Here is a 20,116-nt window from a genome sequence, read left to right as displayed (position 1 = left end):
TCAAACATACGGCGGTCGGAGCGCACGTTCATCCCCCTCCCTTTCGCGGTCACGGCTCTCCGACGTGTGCATCGAAAACAACCGCTTCGAAGCCCCCATCCGCGAATCCTCATCGCCCCCCCCAGCCATCAGGACTCGCGCGTCTATCGGAGGGACGGCAGCAGGCCGAGTGCCCGTACGGCCTCGCGCTCCTCGATCAGCTCCGCGACGGACGCGTCGATCCTCGCCCGCGAGAACGCGTTGATAGCCAGGTCCGGCACGATCTGCCAGCGGCCGTCGACAGCCCGAACCGGGAAGGAACATACGAGCCCCTCCGGGACGCCATAGGAGCCGTCGGAGCTGACGCCCGCCGAGGTCCACCGCTCACCGGTCCCGTTGACCCAGTCGTAAACGTGGTCGATGGCTGCGCTGGCCGCGGAGGCCGCGGACGATGCCCCGCGGGCCTGAATGATTTCGTAGCCTCGGTTCGCCACCCGGGGGATGAAGTCGTCGACGAGCCAGTCCTGCGCCACCAGCTCGGAGACCGGACATCCCCCGGCGGTGGCGTGGAAGACATCCGGGTACTGGCTGGCGGAGTGGTTGCCCCAGATGGTGAGACCGTCGAGTTCGGCGACGTGCACCTGCAGCCGGCTTGCTAGCTGAGCGATGCCGCGGTTGTGGTCCAGTCGCGTCATGGCGGTGAACCGGTCGGCGGGGATGTCGGGGGCGAAGGCACTGGTCACCAGGGCGTTGGTGTTGACGGGGTTGCCCACGACCAGCACGCGCACGTCGGATGCCGCGCCCGCGTTGAGGGCGGCCCCCACCGGACCGAAGATGCGGCCGTTGCTTTCGAGCAGCGCGACGCGCTCCATTCCAACGGCTCTAGGGCGGGATCCGACCAGGAGGGCGATGTTGACGCCGTCGAAGGCGCGCACGGGGTCTTCGGTGACCGTCACGGAGCGTAGGAGAGGGAACGCGCAGTCCTGCAGTTCGAGGGCGGTGCCCTCGGCTGCTGCGCGCCCCGAGGGGATCTCCATCAGGGTCAGGTTGACGGGAACGGTCGGGCCGAGGAGGTCTCCGGACGCGATCCGGAAGAGCAGCGAATAGCCGATCTGTCCGCCGGCGCCGGTGACGGTGACATTCATTGGTGTGGACACGAAAGCCAGCCTAGGGCCGGAATGTGCCCGCGTCAGCCTCGGGTTGCGGCAACCTCGGCGGCGACGACCAGATTCAGTTCCCGGACCGCTCCCGGGCGCAAATCGAAGCCTGCCCCCGGTGCCCAGTCGAGCAGCTCTACGGCGGTGTCGAAGGACCGACCGTGCCGGATCAGAGCCCGGGTGAAGTTCCCCTTGGCCGTCTTGTTGAAGTGGTTCACGGCTCGCGTCTGGCCGTCCGCCGTCTCCGTGACCACGCGCAGAAACACCGCGTCGGGCCGCACCGGCGCGGGGCCGAGCGCCACGTACCCGTTCGAGCGGAGATCCAGCAGGAGCCCCGCTGACCCCGCCAGAACGCAACCCACAGCGCCCGCCCAGTGCTTCTTCAGAGGCAGCTCCGGCAGCCTGGAATCGCAGGACAGCCGGTAGGCCGGGAGGAGATCGAGAGCGCCGACCGGCCCGAACAGGGCGGAATGCACGAGGACGTTCCGGCCTGCCCAGTCGCGTTCCAGCGGGGAGAGGCTGGCGGCGTCGAGGGCGTCATAGACGACGCCGGTGTACCGGTCGATGGCCGGCATTGTGGCGGCGGAGGACAGCACGCGATTGCGCTCCACCTCCGCGGACTGCGTGCGACCCAGTCTTAGGGCCGACATCATCGCATCCGGATGCTTCGCAAGCGACTGCAGCGCACGCACAAGTACCCGCCGCTTGGGTCCAAGCGACGGGTACGTGAGGCTCTGCAGGTCAAGCGGTAATTCGATGCCCCCGTGACGTTTCGTCTCGGACGGCGGCAGAAGGATCAGCACACTGACTAAACGAGTTCTGCCTTGCGAGCGACGATCGTGACCACATCGTTGGCGACCGACAGGAAGCCGTCCGCCGCCTCGGCGACGATTTTCTCGCCGCCGCTCAGGGTCACGCGCACCTCACCGCTGGCCAGGATGGCCAGCATGGGCTCGTGCCCGGGGAGGATTCCGATCTGGCCTTCGACGGTGCGGGCGACAACCATGCTCGCCTCGCCGGACCACACCTCGTGGTCCGCCCCGACGACGCTGACCTTGAGCGAAGAATCGGCCATGACTAGTCGTTCTCCTTCTGGATTTTCGCCCACTTCTCTTCGACGTCGGCGATACCTCCGACGTTGAAGAAAGCCTGCTCGGCCACGTGGTCGAAGTCACCATTGGCAATCGCCGTAAAGGATTCGATGGTGTCCTTAAGCGATACCGTGGACCCCTCGACGCCCGTGAACTTTTTGGCCATGTAGGTGTTCTGCGACAGGAACTGCTGGATGCGGCGTGCGCGGGAGACGGTGACCTTGTCTTCCTCGGAAAGCTCGTCGACACCGAGGATCGCGATGATCTCCTGCAGTTCCTTGTTCTTCTGCAGAATCGCCTTGACGCGAACGGCCGTGTTGTAGTGATCGGCACCCAGGTAGCGGGGGTCGAGGATACGGCTGCTCGAGGTGAGCGGGTCGACGGCCGGGTAGAGGCCCTTCGAAGCGATCTCACGCGACAGCTCGGTGGTGGCGTCGAGGTGGGCGAACGTGGTCGCCGGGGCCGGGTCGGTGTAGTCGTCAGCAGGCACGTAGATGGCCTGGAGCGACGTGATCGAGTGGCCACGGGTCGACGTGATGCGCTCCTGCAGGATGCCCATCTCGTCGGCCAGGGTCGGCTGGTAGCCCACAGCGCTGGGCATACGGCCCAAAAGGGTCGACACCTCAGAGCCAGCCTGAGTGAACCGGAAGATGTTGTCGATGAAGAGCAACACATCCTGCTTGGCAACATCGCGGAAGTACTCGGCCATGGTGAGCGCGGAGAGGGCGACGCGCAGACGCGTCCCCGGCGGCTCGTCCATCTGGCCGAACACGAGGGCGGTCTTGTCGAAGACGCCCGCCTCTTCCATCTCGTGGATGAGATCGTTGCCCTCACGGGTGCGCTCACCGACACCGGCGAACACGGACACTCCACCGTGGTCCTGCGCGACACGCTGGATCATTTCCTGGATCAAAACGGTCTTGCCGACGCCGGCACCACCGAACAGGCCAATCTTTCCACCCAAGACGTACGGGGTGAGCAGGTCAATGACCTTGATGCCGGTCTCGAACAGCTGCGTCTTGGATTCCAGCTGGTCGAAGGGCGGTGGCTTGCGGTGGATGGGCCAGCGCTCAGTGATTTCGATCTTCTCGCCGGGCTCCGCATTGAGCACCTCGCCAATGGCGTTGAACACGCGCCCCTTGGTAACGTCCCCGACGGGAACCGTGATGGGCGAGCCGGTGTCCCGGACCTCCTGGCCACGAACCAGACCGTCGGTCGGGTTCAGCGCGATGGCGCGAATGAGGTCGTCGCCCAAGTGCTGGGCAACCTCGAGCGTGATCACGGTCGACACATCACCGATGACGATGGTGGTCTTCAGTGCGTTGTACATGCCCGGAATCGAGTCGTGCGGGAACTCGATGTCGACGACCGGGCCCGTGACCCGGGCGATCCGGCCCACGGCCACGGTCTCGACCGGTGCATGGACTGGCGCGGTTGCGGTGTCAGTCATAGCTCTCTCTTCTCTGGTTTAGTGCTTGGCGGATGAGAGCGCGTCGGCTCCACCCACGATCTCGGAAATCTGCGACGTGATCTCGGTCTGCCGGGCGTTGTTGGACAGCCGGGTGTAGTCCTTGATTAGCTTGTCCGCGTTGTCGGAGGCCGATGACATGGCCTTCTGACGTGCGGCGTGCTCGGCTGCGGCGGACTGCAGCATGGAGTTGAAGATACGGCTCTCGATGTAGACGGGCAGGAGCGAGTCCAGCACCGTTTCAACGTCCGGTTCGAACTCATAGAGTGGCAGGACCTGATTATCACCAGGCTCCTCACCGCCCTCCACGACCTCGAGGGGAAGCAGCCGGACAACCTGAGGAAGCTGGGTGACCATGCTGACGAACCGGTTGTAGACGACGTGAATCTCGTCGACGCCACCGTCGTCCGCTTCGCGGAGGAAGGCCTCGAGCAGCGCGTCGCTGATATCGCATGCGGTCTCGTACTGCGGCTGATCGGTGGAACCGGTCCAAATGCGCTCGGAGACGCGGCGGCGGAAATTGAAGTACGACGCGGCCTTGCGACCCACCAGGAAGTAGACGATGTCCTTACCCTGGCTGCGCAGCAGCTCGCTGAGCGATTCGGCCTCACGCAGCACCTGCGAGCTGAACGCCCCCGCGAGACCACGGTCGGAGGCGAAGATGACGACCGCAGCGCGCTCGATCTTCTCCGGTTCGGTCGTGAGCACGTGGGCGACATTCGAGTACGTCGCTACCGCGGACACCGCCTGCGTGACGGCACGAGCGAACGGGGTTGACGCGGCGACGCGAGCCTTGGCCTTTTGAATGCGCGAGGCAGAGATCAACTCCATGGCCCGAGTGATCTTCTTAGTCGTCTGGGCAGACTTGATCTTCTGCCGGTAGACCCGAAGTTGCGCTCCCATGTGTCTCCTGTGCTTCCTTGTCAGTGCTGAATTGGTGCGGACGATCGAGTGATGCCGGCCGCGCCCCGCGGCTCGAACGAGTCGGGAGCGCGGCCGATGTCACTTAGCGGCGGTGCTTGACGATCTTTTCCTGGTTGACCTTGTCAGCGGGAATCGCCTCGAAGACTTCCTTGCCCACCGAGGCGAGCGGCTTGCCCTCGCCCGTCTGGAATCCTTGCTTGAACTTGTCGACCTCGATCTCGAGCGTCGCGATGGTCGCGTCGTCGAGAACGTTGGTGTCGCGCAGTGTCGTGAGTACGCTCGTGGTGCGGCCCAGGTGGTCGAGCAGGCCACGCTCGAAGCGCAGGACGTCGGCCACGGGCACCTCGTCGAACTTGCCGTTCGTGCCGGCCCAGATCGAGACGACCTGGTCTTCGACGGGGTACGGCGAGTACTGCGGCTGCTTGAGCAGCTCGGTCAGGCGTGCGCCACGACCGAGCTGGCGACGGCTCGTCGCGTCGAGGTCGGAGGCGAACATCGCGAAGGCCTCGAGCGACCGGTATTGCGCCAGCTCGAGCTTCAGAGTGCCGGAGACCTTCTTGATCGACTTGACCTGAGCGTCACCGCCGACTCGGGAGACCGAGATGCCCACGTCGACCGCGGGACGCTGGTTGGCGTTGAACAGGTCGGACTGCAGGAAGATCTGGCCGTCGGTGATCGAGATCACGTTGGTCGGGATGTAGGCAGAGACATCGTTCGCCTTGGTCTCGATGATCGGCAAGCCGGTCATCGATCCGGAACCGAGGGCGTCGGACAGCTTGGCGCAACGCTCGAGCAGACGGGAGTGCAGGTAGAACACGTCACCGGGGTACGCCTCACGTCCCGGCGGGCGGCGCAGAAGCAGCGACACCGCACGATAGGCCTCGGCCTGCTTGGACAGGTCGTCGAAGATGACGAGGACGTGCTTGCCGGCGTACATCCAGTGCTGACCGATGGCCGAGCCGGTGTACGGGGCGAGGTACTTGAAGCCGGCCGGGTCGGAGGCCGGGGACGCGACGATGGTCGTGAACTCCATGACTCCGGCATCCTCGAGCGCACCCTTGACGGCGGCGATCGTGGAACCCTTCTGACCGATGGCGACGTAGATGCAACGAACCTGCTTGTTCACGTCGCCCGTCGCCCAGTTGGCCTTCTGGTTGATGATCGTGTCAATCGCGATCGCGGTTTTGCCGGTCTGGCGGTCTCCGATGATCAGCTGACGCTGGCCGCGGCCGATCGGGATCATGGCGTCGATGGCCTTGATTCCGGTCTGCATGGGCTCGTGAACCGACTTGCGGTCCATCACGCCGGGTGCCTGTAGCTCCAGCGCGCGGCGGCCTTCGCTCTTGATCTCGCCGAGCCCGTCGATGGGCGCCCCCAGCGGGTCGACGACGCGGCCGAGGTAGCCGTCGCCGACGGGTACGGAGAGGACCTCACCAGTGCGGTGCACCTCCATGCCCTCGACGATGCCGGCGAACTCGCCGAGAACGACGACGCCGATCTCGTCTTCGTCCAGGTTCTGGGCGAGGCCGAGGGTGCCGTCCGCGAACGTGATGAGCTCGTTCGCCATCACGCTGGGAAGGCCCTCGACGTGCGCGATGCCGTCGCCGGCCGTGGTGACGTAGCCAACCTCGGTCGTCGCGGTCTTGTTCGGCTCGTAGGACTTCACGAAGTCCTGGAGAGCGTCACGGATCTCATCGGGGCTGATCGTTAGTTCTGCCATCATCTTCCCTTTTCTGTACTGGGTGTACAGGTTCTGTCGTGCACGAGACGCTGCCGTCCCGAGGTGTGTGGTACTGACTGAAGCGGTCAGCCAGCGAGCTGGATTCTCAGATCTTTAAGGCGGGTGGCAATGCTGCCATCGATGACGTCGTCACCGATTTGAACGCGGACGCCCCCGACAATTTCGGGGTCGACAACCTCATTGATCGTGAGCCGACGCCCATAGCGCACCGTGAGGCTGGCTCGAAGGCGATCAACCTGCTCCGGAGCCAACGCGGCGGCCGACGTGATCGTGGCGATCGAGCTGTCCGACTGGTCCGCGACGATGGATGCGGCGTAGCGCAGCAATTCTCCGATGCGGCGGCCGCGGGGCTGCTGCACCAGGTGTCGAACAATCGCGAGCGTCTGTTCGGAGACCTTGCCGGCCAGGAGGGCGTCAACAACACTCACCTTGGCCGCTGTGGTGCCGAGCTTTGAGGCGAGGGCGAGCTCGAGCTCGCCGTTGGACGACACGGTCTTGCCGAACGCGAACAGTTCCTCCGCGACCTGCCCTGGGACCGTGGCCGAAGACGCAATCACCCGCAGGCCGAGGTCTTCGATGCCGGCCAGAAGATCGGTGTGGTTCGACCAGCGTGCGGCGGAGGCTGCTTGAAGCAGCTCCAGCGCGGTCGGCGTCATTGCGCCCGAGAAGATTGCGCTCACGAGGGTGGCCTTCGCCGCCGCATCCGCTGACGGGTCGACCAAAGCCGACCGGAGCTGTGACGTGTGGCCAATCACACGACCGGAGTTCAACAAATTGACGCCGGTCGCGAGGTCGTTCGTTCCCCCGGGACGGGACAGAACCGCCCGTGTTGAGACTAAGGCTTCCCTGGTGGCGCTACCCATTACCGGACCACTTTCTCCGAGGCCTCGAGGTCAGCCAGGAATCGGTCGACGATGCCGCTGGCCTTTTCGTCGTTGGTCAGGCTTTCGCCGATGACGCCGGAGGCCAGGTCGATGGCCAGTGTGCCGACTTCGCTGCGCAGGGAGATCACTGCGGCCTGTCGTTCGGCCACGATCTGAGCCTTCGCCGTCGCGGTTACCCGAGCGGCGGCGATGACGGCCTGCTCCTTGAGCTCGTTCACGATCGTCTGTCCGTCGACGCGGGCGGCGTCGCGGATCCTGCCGGCCTCGGCCCTCGCCTCGGCCAGCTGGGTCGTGTACTGCTCGAGAGCAGATTCGGCCTTGCGCTGCGCATCATCTGCCTTGGCGATGTTGCCCTCAATGGCCTCCGCACGATCGTCGAGGATCTGGCGGAAGCGCGGGATCGCGAAGCGCACGAAGAAGACCATGACGACCAGGAAGACAACAGCCGACCAGGTGATGTCGTAGATGGCAGGAAGGAACGGATTCGTTTCCGCTTCTGCTGCCAGAACAAGCTCAGGCATGGTGGCGATCCCTAGACGAAGATGAAGAAGACGGCTACACCGATGAATGCAAGGAGCTCCGTGAACGCTATGCCGAGGAACATGGTGACCTGGAGACGGCCTGCGAGTTCGGGCTGGCGAGCCATGGCTTCAACGGTCTTTCCGGCGACGATACCGATGCCGATACCCGGGCCGATCGCGGCAAGACCGTAGCCTACGGTGGCGATATTGCCGGTGATCTCGGCAAGAATGGTGGATTCCACTATGTGTGTCCTTTCAATCGAAAACGACGTCGGTCGACGCAGTTGTGTGTGTCAGTGCTCTTCAGCCACGGCCTGTTGGACGTACACCGCGGTCAAGAGGGTGAAAATGTACGCCTGGAGGATGAACACGGCGAACTCGACGAAAGTGAAGATGAACCCGAACGCCAGCGTCCCGATTCCGAAGAGCCCCAACCAGCCACCTGCAGTGAAGATGAAGAAGCTCGTCGCCCCAAAGCACAGCACGAGCAGGAGGTGTCCGACCATCATGTTGAGCAGGAGTCGCAAAGCGAGCGAGATCGGCCGCACGATAAAGATATTGATGAACTCGATCGGGGCGAGCAAGATGTAGATCGGCCACGGCACACCGGCCGGGAAGAGCGAATTCTTGAAGAACTTGGCGGCGCCGAGCTGCTTGATACCCGCGTAGATGAACACGACGTAGGCGACGAGACCGAGCAGCAGGGGCATGCCGATGAGTGCCGTGCCCGAGATGTTCAGGGCCGGGATTACGCCCGTGACGTTCATCGCAAGGATGCCGAAGAACATGCCGGCCAACAGGGGCAGGTAACGGCGACCCATCTCCTTGCCGAGGATCTGATCGGCGATCTGCACCTGGACAAAACCCAGTGCAAGCTCGGCGATGCTCTGACCGCGGCCAGGGACTCGGGATGGTTTGCGCAGGGCGAGCCAGAAAAGCAGGAGCATCACGGCTACGGCGAGGATGCGGACCAGGATGATCCGGTTGATCTCGAAGGGCGTTCCCTCAAAGAACAACGCGGGGAGACCAAGGAACTCACTGATGCCCGGAGCCTGAAACTCATCGCCGGTAGCCATGGGAACCAGTAAGTTCGCAGCGTAATACAACAGCGCTATCTCCTGTTTCTGTGCGGATGCACAACGGCGACAATGGTCAAGTGTGGTCTGTGGCGCAGTGGATCACACTGCGGCCGGTGACAGTTTTTTGACTCTATCAACTTTCGCTCACGGCGACTAATCGACCGCCCCTGTTCCGGTCAGGACCTGGGGTGGTCGGATTTTTTTGGGAGCACGGCGTCACTCACGTAGCCCAAATGGGAGCGGAAGACCACAAGGACGTCGACGATCATGGTGCCGATGGCTCCGGCAATGACGGTGATGAACAGAACTGTCGTCTGCACGAAGGAAGCATCCCGAAGCAGAGCGAGTATCACGATGAACACGACGATTTTCAGCAGCCATGCCCCCATCACGATGCCGAAAAAAGCGGCAATGTCGAACCGCATGGCCCCGATGATGCTCACGGCAGTGATCGAAGCGAACAGCACGGCAAGCGCGGTGCCGATGAAGGCGCTGATGAGGCCTTCGGTTGACGCGAAAAGGTAGCCGAGTCCGCCGCCGACGATCGCGATGGCAATCGCGAGGAAGCCTGTGTATCGAAGGACTGCGGTCAGGACTCCCCTGGCGTTCGATGGCACCGCTCGGAGCGTGGTGGGCAAGCTGGTGGGATCGGGTGCGTTCATACGTTTTCCTCCACCGTCGCCGACGCCTCATCGAGGCGGTCGAGTCGGGCGATTTCTTCTCTGTGTTCGGCCGTTCGGGCGAGTTGGCTGGCGGACTCGACGGCCTTGCGCCGACTCAACGGAGCCAGCGTGACGAGGGTGCAGATCAGCAGCGCGACGATCAGGAAAATTGTGGCATACCAGGTGGGCAGCCCGAAATACACCGGGAGCAGAAAGTAGAGCAGGCAACCGACGGATGCCGCCGCGGTCCAGCCGTAGAAGATCAAAACGGCATGCAGGTGCGAATGGCCCATGTCCAGTAGCCGGTGGTGCAGGTGCTTGCGGTCGGCGCTGAAGGGTGATTTGCCGGCCCGGACGCGCCGGAACACCGCCAGACCGAAGTCGAGAAGCGGAATGATCAGGATGGCGACGGGCAGGATGATCGGGATGAACGCCGGGAAGAGCTGCGACCGGTTCACGGCGGTCGGGTCGACCTGGCCCGTGATCGCGATCGCGGACGTGGCCATCAGCAGACCCACCAGGAGGGCGCCCGCATCACCCATGAACAGTTTCGCCGGCCGCCAGTTGAGCGGCAGGAAGCCGACGCAGGCACCCACCAGGACGGCAGCGATCAGTGAGGCGAGGTTGAAGTAGTTGCTCGGGGAGGTGTCCCGGGCCAGCAGGTAGCTGTAGAGGAAGAACACTCCGTTCGCGATGAGCGCGACGCCGGCCACGAGTCCGTCGAGCCCGTCGATGAAGTTGATCATGTTCATCACGATCACGATCACGATCACGGTGATCAGGATCGACATCCAGGACGACCCGACGGTCAGGCCGCCGATCGGCAGCGACAACACCTGCACGCCCTGCCAGGCGATGAGGCCGGCAGCGATGAACTGCCCGGCCAGTTTGGTCATCCAGTCGAGGTCCCAGAGATCGTCGGCCACTCCCAGCAGCACGATCAGCAGGGCTGCACCCAGGATGGCGAGGATCTGCTGGGGGTCACTGAAGATGAGTCGCAGCGGCGCGAAGCGGGCCGCAACCAGGTAGGCCACACCGAAGGCGGCGACGATGCCGACGAAGATCGCGATTCCGCCGAGGCGGGGCGTGGGCCGCGTGTGCACATCGCGCTCGCGGATCTTCGGGTAGAGGCGGTAGCGGTGACTGAGCTTGAGTACAAGAACTGAGAACCCGAAGGTCACCAGGGCCGAGACCAGGCTGAGCAGGACGAAGACGGTCATGGCTATCGAGCGTCTGCCGTGGGATCGACCGGTTCGGCCCTCACTTCGGTGACGGGCTCGGTGGCCGACTCGGTGGTGGTTTCGGCAGCGGGCTTGTCCGCAGGCGCGCCGAACCCGATCGGCGCGAGCGCCTCTCCGATGACGCCTTCGATGGCCTCCCGTGAGATCACGCCATTCCGCACGATGACGACCTTGCCACCGTTGGAGTCGAAGCCGGAGGCATCCACGATGGTCGACGAGGTATCCCCGGGCCGGTCGCCGATGGGTTCGTAGCCGAGTCCGGCCGTTCCGCCGTCGAGGTAGACGGCCACGCTGCCGCCGAGCATCTCTTCGGCGCCTTCCGCGTCGATCGCGGAGGGCCGGCCGCTGGTGTTGGCGGATGACACGGCCAAGGGTCCCGTCTCGGAGAGGAGGTCGAGGGCAACCGGGTTGCTCGGCATCCGAAGGGCCACCGTGCCGCGGGTGTCACCGAGGTCCCAGGCGAGCGACGGCTGGGCGTTCAGCACCACCGTCAGACCACCGGGCCAGAACACGGCGACGAGCTCGCGCACCGGTTGCGGAATGTTCTGGGCCAGGGCGTCGAGGGTGGGAATTCCGGGGATCAGCACGGGCGGCGGCGAGGAACGGTCGCGGCCCTTGGCGTCGAGAAGGCGCTGCACCGCCTCCGGGTCGAAGGCGTCCGCGGCGACGCCGTAGACCGTGTCGGTGGGGATGACAACGAGCGCGCCGCGACCGATGGCCGAGCGCGCGAGCCTCATGCCGGCCGCGTATTCCGTGTCAACCGAGCAGTCATAGATGCGAGTCATTGTGCCTGATTCTACTGCAGCCGCCCAGAGGGAACCGCCCTCACCGATCGGCGGGAACGGGGGCGAGGGCCGTGGTGGCGCGGTCGCGGGTGGTGTAGTCGCGGTGAGTGGCCGGGACGCGCCAGCCGTCGGCGGCCAGGAGGGCACGGATCTGCGCCCCCTGCAACTCACCGTGCTCGATCACGATCTGGCCGCCAGGACGCAGGAGGCGCAGGGCCGTGCGGGAGACGTGCCGCACCACGTCGAGCCCGTCGGGGCCGCCGAACAGGGCGCGGGCCGGGTCGAAGAGGCGTACCTCGGGGTCGCGCGGGATCGCATCCGTCGGAATGTAGGGCGGGTTGGAGATGACCACGGCCACGGTTCCGTCGAGTTCGGTGAGCTCTTCGGTGAGGTCGCCGAACACCAGCGTGGCATTCGGCGCGGCTACCTGCTCGAAGTTGCGGGAGGTGTAGGGGAAGGCCTCCGGCGAGTTCTCGACCGCCCAGATGCGCGCGTTCGGCACCTCGACCGCCAGGGAAAGGGCTATCGCGCCGCTACCGGTGCCGAGGTCCACCCCGATCGGCTCCGCGTCGGGCAGTGCCCGGAGCGCGTCGATGGCGAACTGCGCCACCTGCTCCGTCTCGGGGCGGGGAACGAACACGCCCGGTCCGACGAACAGGTCGAGGGAGCGGAAGGGTGCCCGCCCGGTGATGTGCTGCAGCGGCTCGCGCAGGCAGCGGCGACGAACGAGTTCACGGATGGCAGCGGCATCCGTGGAGACCAGGGCGGTGCGCAGGATGGCGGCGGCCTGCACCTGGCCGCGGCTCTGGGCGAGAACGTGACCGATCAGGAGATCGGCGTCGACGTCGGGGTCGCTGATCCCCGCCTGGGAAAGGGAGTCGATGGCCCGGGTGCGCAATTCGGCAATGTCGGTGGGAACAATGTCGGTAGGAATTGAGCTGATGGGAATGGAATGGTGGCCGTGCGAAGTTGTCACGTATTGAAATGTAACGCACGCACACGCCCAATGCCGGAGCCGTAGGCTGGGCGAGGTTCCTGACCCCGATCGAAAGGCGACCACCGATGCCCGCACAGATTTACTCCGATATCACTGCTGCAGTCGGCAAGACCCCTCTGGTCAAGCTAAACCGACTCACCGCCGGCCTCGACGCGACCGTGCTGGTGAAACTGGAGTTCTACAACCCCTCGGGCAGTGTGAAGGACCGGATCGGGATCGCGATCGTCGATGCGGCCGAGGCCTCGGGCGAGCTGGCTCCGGGTGGAACCATTGTCGAGGGTACCAGCGGCAACACCGGGATCGCTCTCGCCATGGTGGGCGCCGCCCGCGGATACACGGTCATCCTGGCGATGCCGGAGACCATGAGCCGCGAACGCCGCCAGCTGCTGCGCGCCTACGGCGCCCGGATCGTGCTGACGCCGGGCTCCGACGGCATGCGCGGCGCGGTCACGACGGCCGAGGAAATCGCGGCCGCCACCCCCGGGGCGATTTTGGCCCGCCAGTTCGACAACCCGGCCAACCCGGCCATCCACTATGCGACCACCGGCGTCGAGATCTGGGACGACACCGCGGGAGCCGTCGACATCCTCGTCGCCGGAATCGGCACCGGAGGGACCATCACGGGCACCGGCCAGCTGCTCAAGGAACGCAAGCCATCCGTACGCATCGTCGGCGTCGAGCCGATCGACTCACCCATCCTCACCGGCGGCAAGCCCGGACCGCACAAGATCCAGGGTCTCGGCGCCAACTTCATACCGAACGTTCTCGACACGCACGTCTACGACGAGGTCACCGACGTCACGCTCGCCGACTCCGTGTCCACGGCGCGCGCGCTGGCAACGGATGAGGGCATCCTCTCCGGCATTTCCGGCGGATCGGCTGTCTGGGTGGCAATCGAACAGGCCAAGCGCCCCGAGAACGCCGGCAAGACCATCGTGGCCATCATGCCGAGTTTCGGCGAACGGTACCTCTCCACGGTGCTCTACGAGGACCTGCTGGACTAGTCGGCGAAACCGGGCCGGCGACGCAGCGAATGGGTGTCTTTTCGAGCATCCGTGAGGACCTGGCGATGGCGCGCGCCCACGACCCGGCCGCCCGCAGCAACATCGAGGTGTTCCTGGCGTACAGCGGTCTGCACGCCGTGTGGTCGTATCGAGTGTCCCACCGGCTGTGGGAGGCCGGATTGCGGCTCCCGGCCCGGCTCCTGTCGCAGTTCACCCGGTTCCTGACCGGGATCGAGATCCACCCCGGCGCCCGCATCGGCCGAAGGCTGTTCATCGACCACGGCATGGGCGTGGTGATCGGGGAGACCTCGGACATCGGCGATGACGTGATGCTCTACCACGGGGTCACCCTCGGCGGGAAGACCCGGCACGGGGTGGCCCGGGGGGAGAAGCGGCACCCCACCCTGCACGACGGGGTGACGATCGGCGCCGGCGCCAAGGTGCTCGGGCCCATCGTCATCGGCGCCTGGAGTACGATCGGCGCCAACGCGGTGGTGACCCGGGATGCCCCACCCAAGTCGCTGCTGCTGGGGATCCCGGCCATCGTGCAGCCGGCCAAGACCGATACCATCGAATCCGCCCGCGGGCTGCTGCCCGGCGACGACTGAGGGACAGAGACCAATGACCACCGATACCGCCGCCCTCACCCTCCCCGTACTCGACCTCTCGCGGCTTGACCGGGGCGATGCGGAGGCGGAGGCTTTTCGAGCCGATCTGCGGGAGGCCACCCACTCCTTCGGGTTCTTCTACCTGACCGGTCACGGCGTGCCCGCGGACCTCACGGATCGGGTCATGCGCACCGCCCGAGCCTTCTTCGCCCTCCCCGAAGCCGACAAGATGGCGATCGAGAATCTGCGGAGCCCGCACTTCCGCGGCTACACCCGCGTGGGCGGCGAGCTCACCCAGGGTACGGTTGACTGGCGCGAGCAGATTGACATCGGGCCGGAGCGCCCGGCACTTCCGCGGCCCACGGATGCCGCCTTCCGGCGTCTCGAGGGACCGAACCAGTGGCCGTCCACTCTCCCCGCGCTACGAGAAGTGATGACCCTCTGGCGCGAAGAGCTCACCGCGGTCGCCCTCCGCCTGATGCAGGCCTGGGCGCTGTCGCTCGGTGCCGACGAGCACGTGTTCGACGCGGCCTTCGCCGAGAAGCCGTTCACCCTGATCAAGATCGTGCGCTACCCCGGCAAATCCGATCCCACTCCCCGGCAGGGCGTCGGCGCGCACAAGGACTCCGGGGTGCTGACCCTCCTGTTCGTCGAACCCGGCAAGGGTGGCCTGCAGGTGGAGAAGGATGGCGACTGGATCGACGCTCCCCCGCTCGACGGCGCCTTCGTGGTCAACATCGGCGAGCTGCTGGAGGTGGCCACGAACGGCTACCTCAAGGCCACCGTGCACCGGGTGATCTCGCCTCTGATCGGAGACGACCGGGTCTCGATTCCGTTCTTCTTCGGCCCCGCGCTCGACGCGACCATCCCGCTGCTCAGCCTGCCGGACTCCCTCGAGGCGCCCGGGGTCACAGCCGACCCGAACAACCCGATCTTCTCCACCTACGGGGAGAACGCCCTGAAGAGCCGACTGCGCGCGCACCCGGACGTGGCGGCCATCCACTACTCCGACCTCGCCGAGTAGCCACCGCAGCCGCCGTTGCCGGCGCAGCGATCGTCGCTGCCCTGGCGGGCGCTACGGCTGGAGGCGCTCCAGCGCCCAGCCTCCGCCCTCCAGCGCCGTGAAACGCAGGCGGTCGTGCAGCCGGGACGTGCGGCCCTGCCAGAACTCGATCGCGTGCGGAATGACCCGGAACCCGCCCCAGTCGGTGGGCCGCGGGATCTCCATGTCGTCGGGGTAACGCTGCTCGACCGCGCGCACCTGCTCTTCGAGCAGTTCGCGGCTCACGATCGGTTCCGATTGCTCACTGGCCAGGGCGGCGATGCGGGCGGGCCGCGGACGACGCGCGAAATAGGCGTCGCTGACGGCGGCATCCGTGGCGTGGGCAGTGCCGTAGACGATCACCTGGCGCTGCATCGGATACCAGGGGAATAGCAGCGTCACACCGGAATTTTTCCGGAGCGCGCGCCCCTTGCGCGAGTCGTAGTTGGTGACGAACTCGAACCCGCTGCCGTCGAGCCCCTTGAGCAGAACCGTGCGGCTGCTCGGCCGCCCGTCGGGGTCGATGGTGCCAACGACCATGGCGTTCGGCTCATACAGCCCGGCTCCCTCAGCGGCCGCCAGCCAGGTCGCGAACTCGAGCATCGGGTCAGAGTTCACCTGCGCCTCGGTCAGGCTCACATCGCCGTAGTCGGTGTGACTCGTCAGGGATTCCATCAGCATCCTCGCCTCGTTGTCGAACGGTGGATGCGAAAAGCCCAGCCTCCGTTCTCTCCAGACTACGAGAGACCGACGGCTGGGCAACCGCTGTGTGCGGGGTTGATCAGTCGTGATCACCGATCTCGGCCAGCCGGGTGGCTTCGTCGGCCGTGATGCAGGAGTCGATCACGGCGTCGAGGGCGCCGTTCATGACCGTATCCAGGTTGTAGGCCTTGTAGCCGGTGCGGTGGTCCGCAATCCGGTTCTCCGGGAAGTTGTACGTGCGGATGCGCTCGGACCGGTCCATGGTGCGGATCTGGCCCTTGCGCACGAGGGAGGCGGCGGCGTCGATTTCTTCCTGCTGCCGGGCAAGAACGCGGGCACGCAGAACGCGCATGCCGGCTTCCTTGTTCTGCAGCTGGCTCTTCTCGTTCTGCATGGCCACGACGATGCCGGTCGGAAGGTGTGTGATGCGCACGGCGGAGTCGGTCGTGTTCACGGACTGGCCGCCGGGGCCGCTCGACCGGTACACGTCGATCTTGAGGTCGTTCGCACTGATCTCGACCTCTTCGGGCTCGTCGACCTCAGGGAAGACGAGCACGCCGGCGGCGGAGGTGTGGATGCGTCCCTGCGACTCGGTGGCCGGCACTCGCTGAACGCGGTGCACGCCCCCCTCGTACTTGAGGTGCGCCCAGACGCCCTCGGCAGGGTCGCTCACGTTGCCCTTGATGGCGAGCTGGATGTCTTTGATGCCGCCGAGGTCGCTCGTGGTCTGCTCGATGATCTCGGTTTTCCAGCGCTTCGACTCCGCATAGTGCAGGTACATGCGGAGCAGGTCGGCGGCGAATAGTGCGGATTCCGCACCGCCCTCCCCCATCTTGATCTCCATGATCACGTCGCGGGCGTCGAGCGGGTCGCGCGGAATCAGCAGGCGCCGCAGCTTTTCGGCCGCGTTTTCCAGCTGCTCCACCAGACCGGGGATCTCCGCGGCGAAGTCGGCGTCCTCGTCCGCGAGTTCCCGCGCGGCATCGAGGTTCTCGCCGATCTCTTTCCACTCGTGCCAGGCCGCGATGATGCGGCTGAGCTCGGCATAGCGACGGTTGACCTTCTTCGATCGGGCCGGGTTCGCGTGCAGCTCGGGATCCGCCAGCTGAGACTGGAGCTCATCGTGCTCAGCCAGCAGAGTCAGGACAGACTCGAACATCAGTGATCCTTGTCTGACCCACCGAGGGTCGGCATCGACTTCTGAACCTGCATCAGGAACTCGACGTTGGACGTAGTCTCCTTGAGACGACCGAGGATGACCTCCAGTGCCTGCTGCTGTTCTAGCCCGGCGAGGGCGCGTCGCAGTTTCCAAGTGATCTTGACTTCGTCCGCGCTCATCAGCATTTCTTCACGCCGGGTGCCGGATGCGTTGACATCCACCGCGGGGAAGATGCGCTTGTCGGCCAGGTGGCGCGACAGGCGGAGCTCCATGTTGCCCGTGCCCTTGAACTCCTCGAAGATAACCTCGTCCATCTTGGATCCGGTCTCCACCAGGGCGGAGGCGAGGATGGTGAGCGAGCCACCGTTCTCAATGTTGCGCGCCGCGCCGAAGAAACGCTTCGGCGGGTACAGCGCGGACGCGTCGACGCCGCCGGAGAGGATCCGGCCCGACGGCGGGGCCGTCAGATTGTAGGCGCGGCCCAGGCGGGTGATCGAGTCGAGCAGCACGACGACGTCGTGGCCCAGTTCGACGAGACGCTTGGCGCGCTCGATGGCGAGCTCGGCGACCGTGGTGTGGTCTTCGGCGGGACGGTCGAAGGTGGAGGCAATGACCTCACCCTTCACCGTGCGCTGCATGTCGGTGACCTCTTCGGGACGCTCATCGACCAGGACGACCATGAGGTGAACCTCGGGGTTGTTCGTGGCGATGGCGTTTGCGATCTGTTGCATGACGATGGTCTTGCCTGCCTTAGGCGGTGCGACAATCAGGCCGCGCTGTCCTTTACCGATCGGGGCGACCAGGTCGATGATCCGCTGCGTCAGCTTGCCCGGCTCGGTTTCGAGGCGCAGCCGCTCCGTCGGGTACAGCGGGGTGAGCTTCTGGAACTCGACGCGGTTCGCGGCCTCTTCGACGGTCAGGCCATTTATGGAGTCGACCTTGACGATCGCGTTGTACTTCTGGCGTCCGCTCTGATCGCCTTCGTGCGGCTGGCGGATGGAGCCGACGACGGCGTCGCCCTTGCGCAGGTTGTACTTCTTGACCTGGCCGAGCGAGACGTAGACGTCGCTCGCACCCGGCAGGTAGCCGGAGGTGCGCACGAACGCGTAGTTGTCGAGGATGTCGAGGATGCCGGCGACGGGGATCAGCACGTCGTCGTCGTTCAGCTCCGGCTCGAAGTCGTCGCCGGTGGTGACGCCGCGACGCTTGCGGTCACGGAAACGGTTGCGGTTGCTACGGCCGTTCAGGTCGTCTTCGAGTCCGGCGCGGTCGGGACCGGCGTTGCGCTCTTGACCCTGACGCTCTTGGCCCTGGTTGCGGTCCTGGCGGTCCTGACCCTGACGCTCCTGGCGGTCCTGGCGGTCCTGGGCGCGATCCTGGCTCTGCTGGGCCTGGCGGTCCTGACCCTGGTTGCGGTCCTGACCCTGGTTGCGGTCCTGACCCTGGTTGCGGTCCTGATTCTGATTGTCCTGGCTCTGGCCCTGGCCGCGGTTGCCGGTCTGGCGTTGCTGACGGGCGGTCTCCTCACCGCGCTCGGCGCTACGCTCGGCGCCCTGCGTGCGGTCGCCCCCGCGGCTGCGGTTGCGGTTGCGGCCCTGTCGGGGCTGTTCCGTCTGCTCGGACAGTTCGCCCTGATCGGCGTGGTCGCCGCGCTCGGTCGATTCGGCCTGATCGGTGACGACGGTCTCGACCGGGGCGTGCTGCTCGGTTCCGGTATCGGTGCCGGACTGGGTTCCGGACTCCGTGGCGAATTCGTCGGCGTTGTTGCGCGCGTCGATGCTGTTGCGGGCATCGATGCTGTTGCGGGCGCCGCCGTTGCGGCCACCGCGTGAGCTACCGCGACGCGACCGGCCGGAACCGGTGGTCTCGGGTGCCGCCTCGGTGATCTCGGGGGTCTCCTCGGCCACGACTGCGGTCTCGGCGACCGCCTCGACCGGGGCAGCAGCCTCGGTGGTTGTTTCAGTCTCAACGGTGGGGGCCTCGGTGTCCACGATGGGGGCGGCGGCGGCTTCGGCCGCTGCCTTCACGGTGACCGACGTGGCACGTTTGCGAGCCTGGCGGGCCGGCTTCGTGGCCGGGACTACGGTCTCGGTCACGGGTGACTCCGGCAAGGCGCCGGCATAGGTGGTGGGGGCAGTGGTAGGGCGGAGGGCCGCGGCGTCATCCGGAACGATCATGCCGATGCCCAGGTCGCCGTCAGCGTTGACGTGCGCCACCGCGGGAGCCGCGGTCGCGGTGGAGGCGCGGCGGGACACGCGCTTGCGCGGCGCGGCAACGGTGACGTTGGCAGCAACGTCGGTGGTCGAGGCCGCGTCGGTCGCGGCGTCGGCCGCGGGAATCGCCTCTTCGACGGGAACGGCGGCCGTGGCCTCGGCGGCCGTGGCCTCGGCGGCCGTGGTCTCGGCGGAGACACCCGAGGATGCGCTCTTGGCCTGCTCGGCGGTGATTGCTCCTACGAGCTCTCCCTTGCGAAGCTTTGATGCACCCGGGATACCCAGCTCGAGCGCCAGAGCCAGAAGCTCGGCGACGCGAAGGGTGGTGAGGTGCGAGGAATCGGCACCGGGGGTGAGGAGGTTGACGTCAGTCACGAAAATTGTCCTTTCCCCTGGCGTCATGCGAGCTGGCCAGGGAAGCTGTTGCGGCGTCTCACGCGCTGCGGGTGGTCCAATCCCAAAGTGATATGGATTGGAGTGAACACACACAGCTACGCATAGATGATGCGATAGCAGTGAGTTACAGGGAATGCACCGGAGAAGAGAGCCGGGCGTTACGCGGTTCCATCGGGTGCACTTTTACTGTAGCAGAACGTAAGAACGCCGAGGACCGACCGGATACGGCGTGTCCTTGGCTTTCAGATACTCCTTGACCTGAGTGAGTCCTCACAGCCGTCAGCGATGAGTCACCGCTGCCGGGTCCAACCGGCTCGGCGCTCCGGCCCGCGTCCCGAACGACTTCGACGGAGATTTTGCCTAAATGGCACCTGAATCACCCGAAAGAGCGGTTTCACACGAGAATCTCCGTCGAATTGGTTCACCACCGGATCGGGCGCTGCGCCTGCGAGGAAGACTGCCC

20 protein-coding genes are annotated in these 20,116 nt (G+C 65.6%); 3 read left to right on the top strand and 17 right to left on the bottom strand.

Going from position 1 to position 20,116, the window contains the following annotated elements:
• Window positions 1–143: 143 nt before the first annotated feature.
• The 14 genes from E3N86_RS01215 to prmC all read right to left on the bottom strand — a co-directional run bounded on the left by E3N86_RS01215 (window position 144) and on the right by prmC (window position 12,454).
• Window positions 144–1,124, bottom strand: a complete 981-nt coding sequence (locus tag E3N86_RS01215) for a malate dehydrogenase (RefSeq protein WP_134343291.1) — start codon at window positions 1,122–1,124, stop codon at window positions 144–146.
• Window positions 1,125–1,168: 44 nt separating this feature from the next.
• Entirely contained in the window at window positions 1,169–1,939 is a 771-nt protein-coding gene (locus E3N86_RS01210) for a YaaA family protein (RefSeq protein ID WP_134343227.1), read from the bottom strand.
• Between the two features lie 5 nt (window positions 1,940–1,944).
• Window positions 1,945–2,211 (bottom strand): F0F1 ATP synthase subunit epsilon, encoded by a 267-nt coding sequence (locus tag E3N86_RS01205; RefSeq protein WP_104099707.1) that lies wholly within the window; start codon window positions 2,209–2,211, stop codon window positions 1,945–1,947.
• A 2-nt stretch (window positions 2,212–2,213) separates the two neighbouring features.
• Window positions 2,214–3,677 (bottom strand): F0F1 ATP synthase subunit beta, encoded by a 1,464-nt coding sequence (gene atpD, locus E3N86_RS01200; RefSeq protein ID WP_104099706.1) that lies wholly within the window; start codon window positions 3,675–3,677, stop codon window positions 2,214–2,216.
• 18 nt (window positions 3,678–3,695) lie between these two features.
• Complete coding sequence (locus E3N86_RS01195) at window positions 3,696–4,598, bottom strand: F0F1 ATP synthase subunit gamma (RefSeq protein ID WP_104099705.1); 903 nt, start codon at window positions 4,596–4,598, stop codon at window positions 3,696–3,698.
• A 103-nt stretch (window positions 4,599–4,701) separates the two neighbouring features.
• Entirely contained in the window at window positions 4,702–6,339 is a 1,638-nt protein-coding gene (gene atpA / locus E3N86_RS01190) for a F0F1 ATP synthase subunit alpha (protein WP_104099721.1), read from the bottom strand.
• Window positions 6,340–6,425: 86 nt separating this feature from the next.
• A complete protein-coding gene (locus E3N86_RS01185) occupies window positions 6,426–7,223 on the bottom strand; it encodes a F0F1 ATP synthase subunit delta (protein WP_104099704.1) in 798 nt (265 codons plus the stop codon).
• Window positions 7,223–7,765 carry a F0F1 ATP synthase subunit B gene (locus E3N86_RS01180; RefSeq protein ID WP_134511173.1) on the bottom strand — a complete coding sequence of 181 codons (543 nt, stop codon included), beginning with the start codon at window positions 7,763–7,765 and terminating at the stop codon, window positions 7,223–7,225. Before E3N86_RS01180 ends, E3N86_RS01185 begins: the two co-directional genes overlap by 1 nt.
• Window positions 7,766–7,776: 11 nt before the next feature.
• Window positions 7,777–8,007, bottom strand: coding sequence for an ATP synthase F0 subunit C (atpE, locus tag E3N86_RS01175; RefSeq protein WP_174720104.1), 231 nt, complete (start codon window positions 8,005–8,007; stop codon window positions 7,777–7,779).
• A gap of 51 nt (window positions 8,008–8,058) precedes the next feature.
• The gene (gene atpB / locus E3N86_RS01170) at window positions 8,059–8,841 is read right to left on the bottom strand and encodes a F0F1 ATP synthase subunit A (protein ID WP_134373552.1); all 783 of its coding nucleotides are present in this window, start codon (window positions 8,839–8,841) and stop codon (window positions 8,059–8,061) included.
• A gap of 179 nt (window positions 8,842–9,020) precedes the next feature.
• Window positions 9,021–9,506, bottom strand: a complete 486-nt coding sequence (locus E3N86_RS01165) for a hypothetical protein (protein WP_134343229.1) — start codon at window positions 9,504–9,506, stop codon at window positions 9,021–9,023.
• Window positions 9,503–10,726: an MraY family glycosyltransferase gene (locus tag E3N86_RS01160; protein WP_134343230.1), complete on the bottom strand. Its 1,224-nt coding sequence runs from the start codon at window positions 10,724–10,726 to the stop codon at window positions 9,503–9,505. Before E3N86_RS01160 ends, E3N86_RS01165 begins: the two co-directional genes overlap by 4 nt.
• A 2-nt stretch (window positions 10,727–10,728) precedes the next feature.
• Window positions 10,729–11,532, bottom strand: a complete 804-nt coding sequence (locus tag E3N86_RS01155) for an L-threonylcarbamoyladenylate synthase (RefSeq protein WP_104099698.1) — start codon at window positions 11,530–11,532, stop codon at window positions 10,729–10,731.
• 40 nt (window positions 11,533–11,572) lie between these two features.
• Entirely contained in the window at window positions 11,573–12,454 is an 882-nt protein-coding gene (gene prmC, locus E3N86_RS01150; protein WP_241980752.1) for a peptide chain release factor N(5)-glutamine methyltransferase, read from the bottom strand.
• A gap of 140 nt (window positions 12,455–12,594) precedes the next feature.
• Here prmC and cysK point away from each other — a divergent pair, with 140 nt between their 5' ends.
• The 3 genes from cysK to E3N86_RS01135 are packed head-to-tail and all read left to right on the top strand — an operon-like array spanning window position 12,595 to window position 15,165.
• Window positions 12,595–13,533 (top strand): cysteine synthase A, encoded by a 939-nt coding sequence (gene cysK, locus E3N86_RS01145; RefSeq protein WP_104099697.1) that lies wholly within the window; start codon window positions 12,595–12,597, stop codon window positions 13,531–13,533.
• 29 nt (window positions 13,534–13,562) lie between these two features.
• The gene (epsC, locus tag E3N86_RS01140) at window positions 13,563–14,141 is read left to right on the top strand and encodes a serine O-acetyltransferase EpsC (protein ID WP_104194082.1); all 579 of its coding nucleotides are present in this window, start codon (window positions 13,563–13,565) and stop codon (window positions 14,139–14,141) included.
• 13 nt (window positions 14,142–14,154) lie between these two features.
• Window positions 14,155–15,165, top strand: a complete 1,011-nt coding sequence (locus E3N86_RS01135; RefSeq protein ID WP_134373554.1) for an isopenicillin N synthase family oxygenase — start codon at window positions 14,155–14,157, stop codon at window positions 15,163–15,165.
• A 51-nt stretch (window positions 15,166–15,216) separates the two neighbouring features.
• Here the strand turns inward: E3N86_RS01135 and pdxH are convergent, their stop codons facing one another.
• The 3 genes from pdxH to rho all read right to left on the bottom strand — a co-directional run bounded on the left by pdxH (window position 15,217) and on the right by rho (window position 19,632).
• Window positions 15,217–15,858, bottom strand: coding sequence for a pyridoxamine 5'-phosphate oxidase (gene pdxH / locus E3N86_RS01130; protein ID WP_174842986.1), 642 nt, complete (start codon window positions 15,856–15,858; stop codon window positions 15,217–15,219).
• A 106-nt stretch (window positions 15,859–15,964) separates the two neighbouring features.
• Entirely contained in the window at window positions 15,965–17,044 is a 1,080-nt protein-coding gene (prfA, locus tag E3N86_RS01125; protein ID WP_134343233.1) for a peptide chain release factor 1, read from the bottom strand.
• Entirely contained in the window at window positions 17,044–19,632 is a 2,589-nt protein-coding gene (rho, locus tag E3N86_RS01120) for a transcription termination factor Rho (protein ID WP_370295261.1), read from the bottom strand. Before rho ends, prfA begins: the two co-directional genes overlap by 1 nt.
• Window positions 19,633–20,116: the final 484 nt, after the last annotated feature.

The organism is Cryobacterium sp. Hz7, from assembly GCF_004402815.1.
GTDB classification, from domain to species: Bacteria; Actinomycetota; Actinomycetes; order Actinomycetales; family Microbacteriaceae; genus Cryobacterium; species Cryobacterium sandaracinum.
The sequence above is the reverse complement of the archived record's forward strand: the minus strand, read 5'-3'. Positions and strand labels throughout refer to the sequence as shown.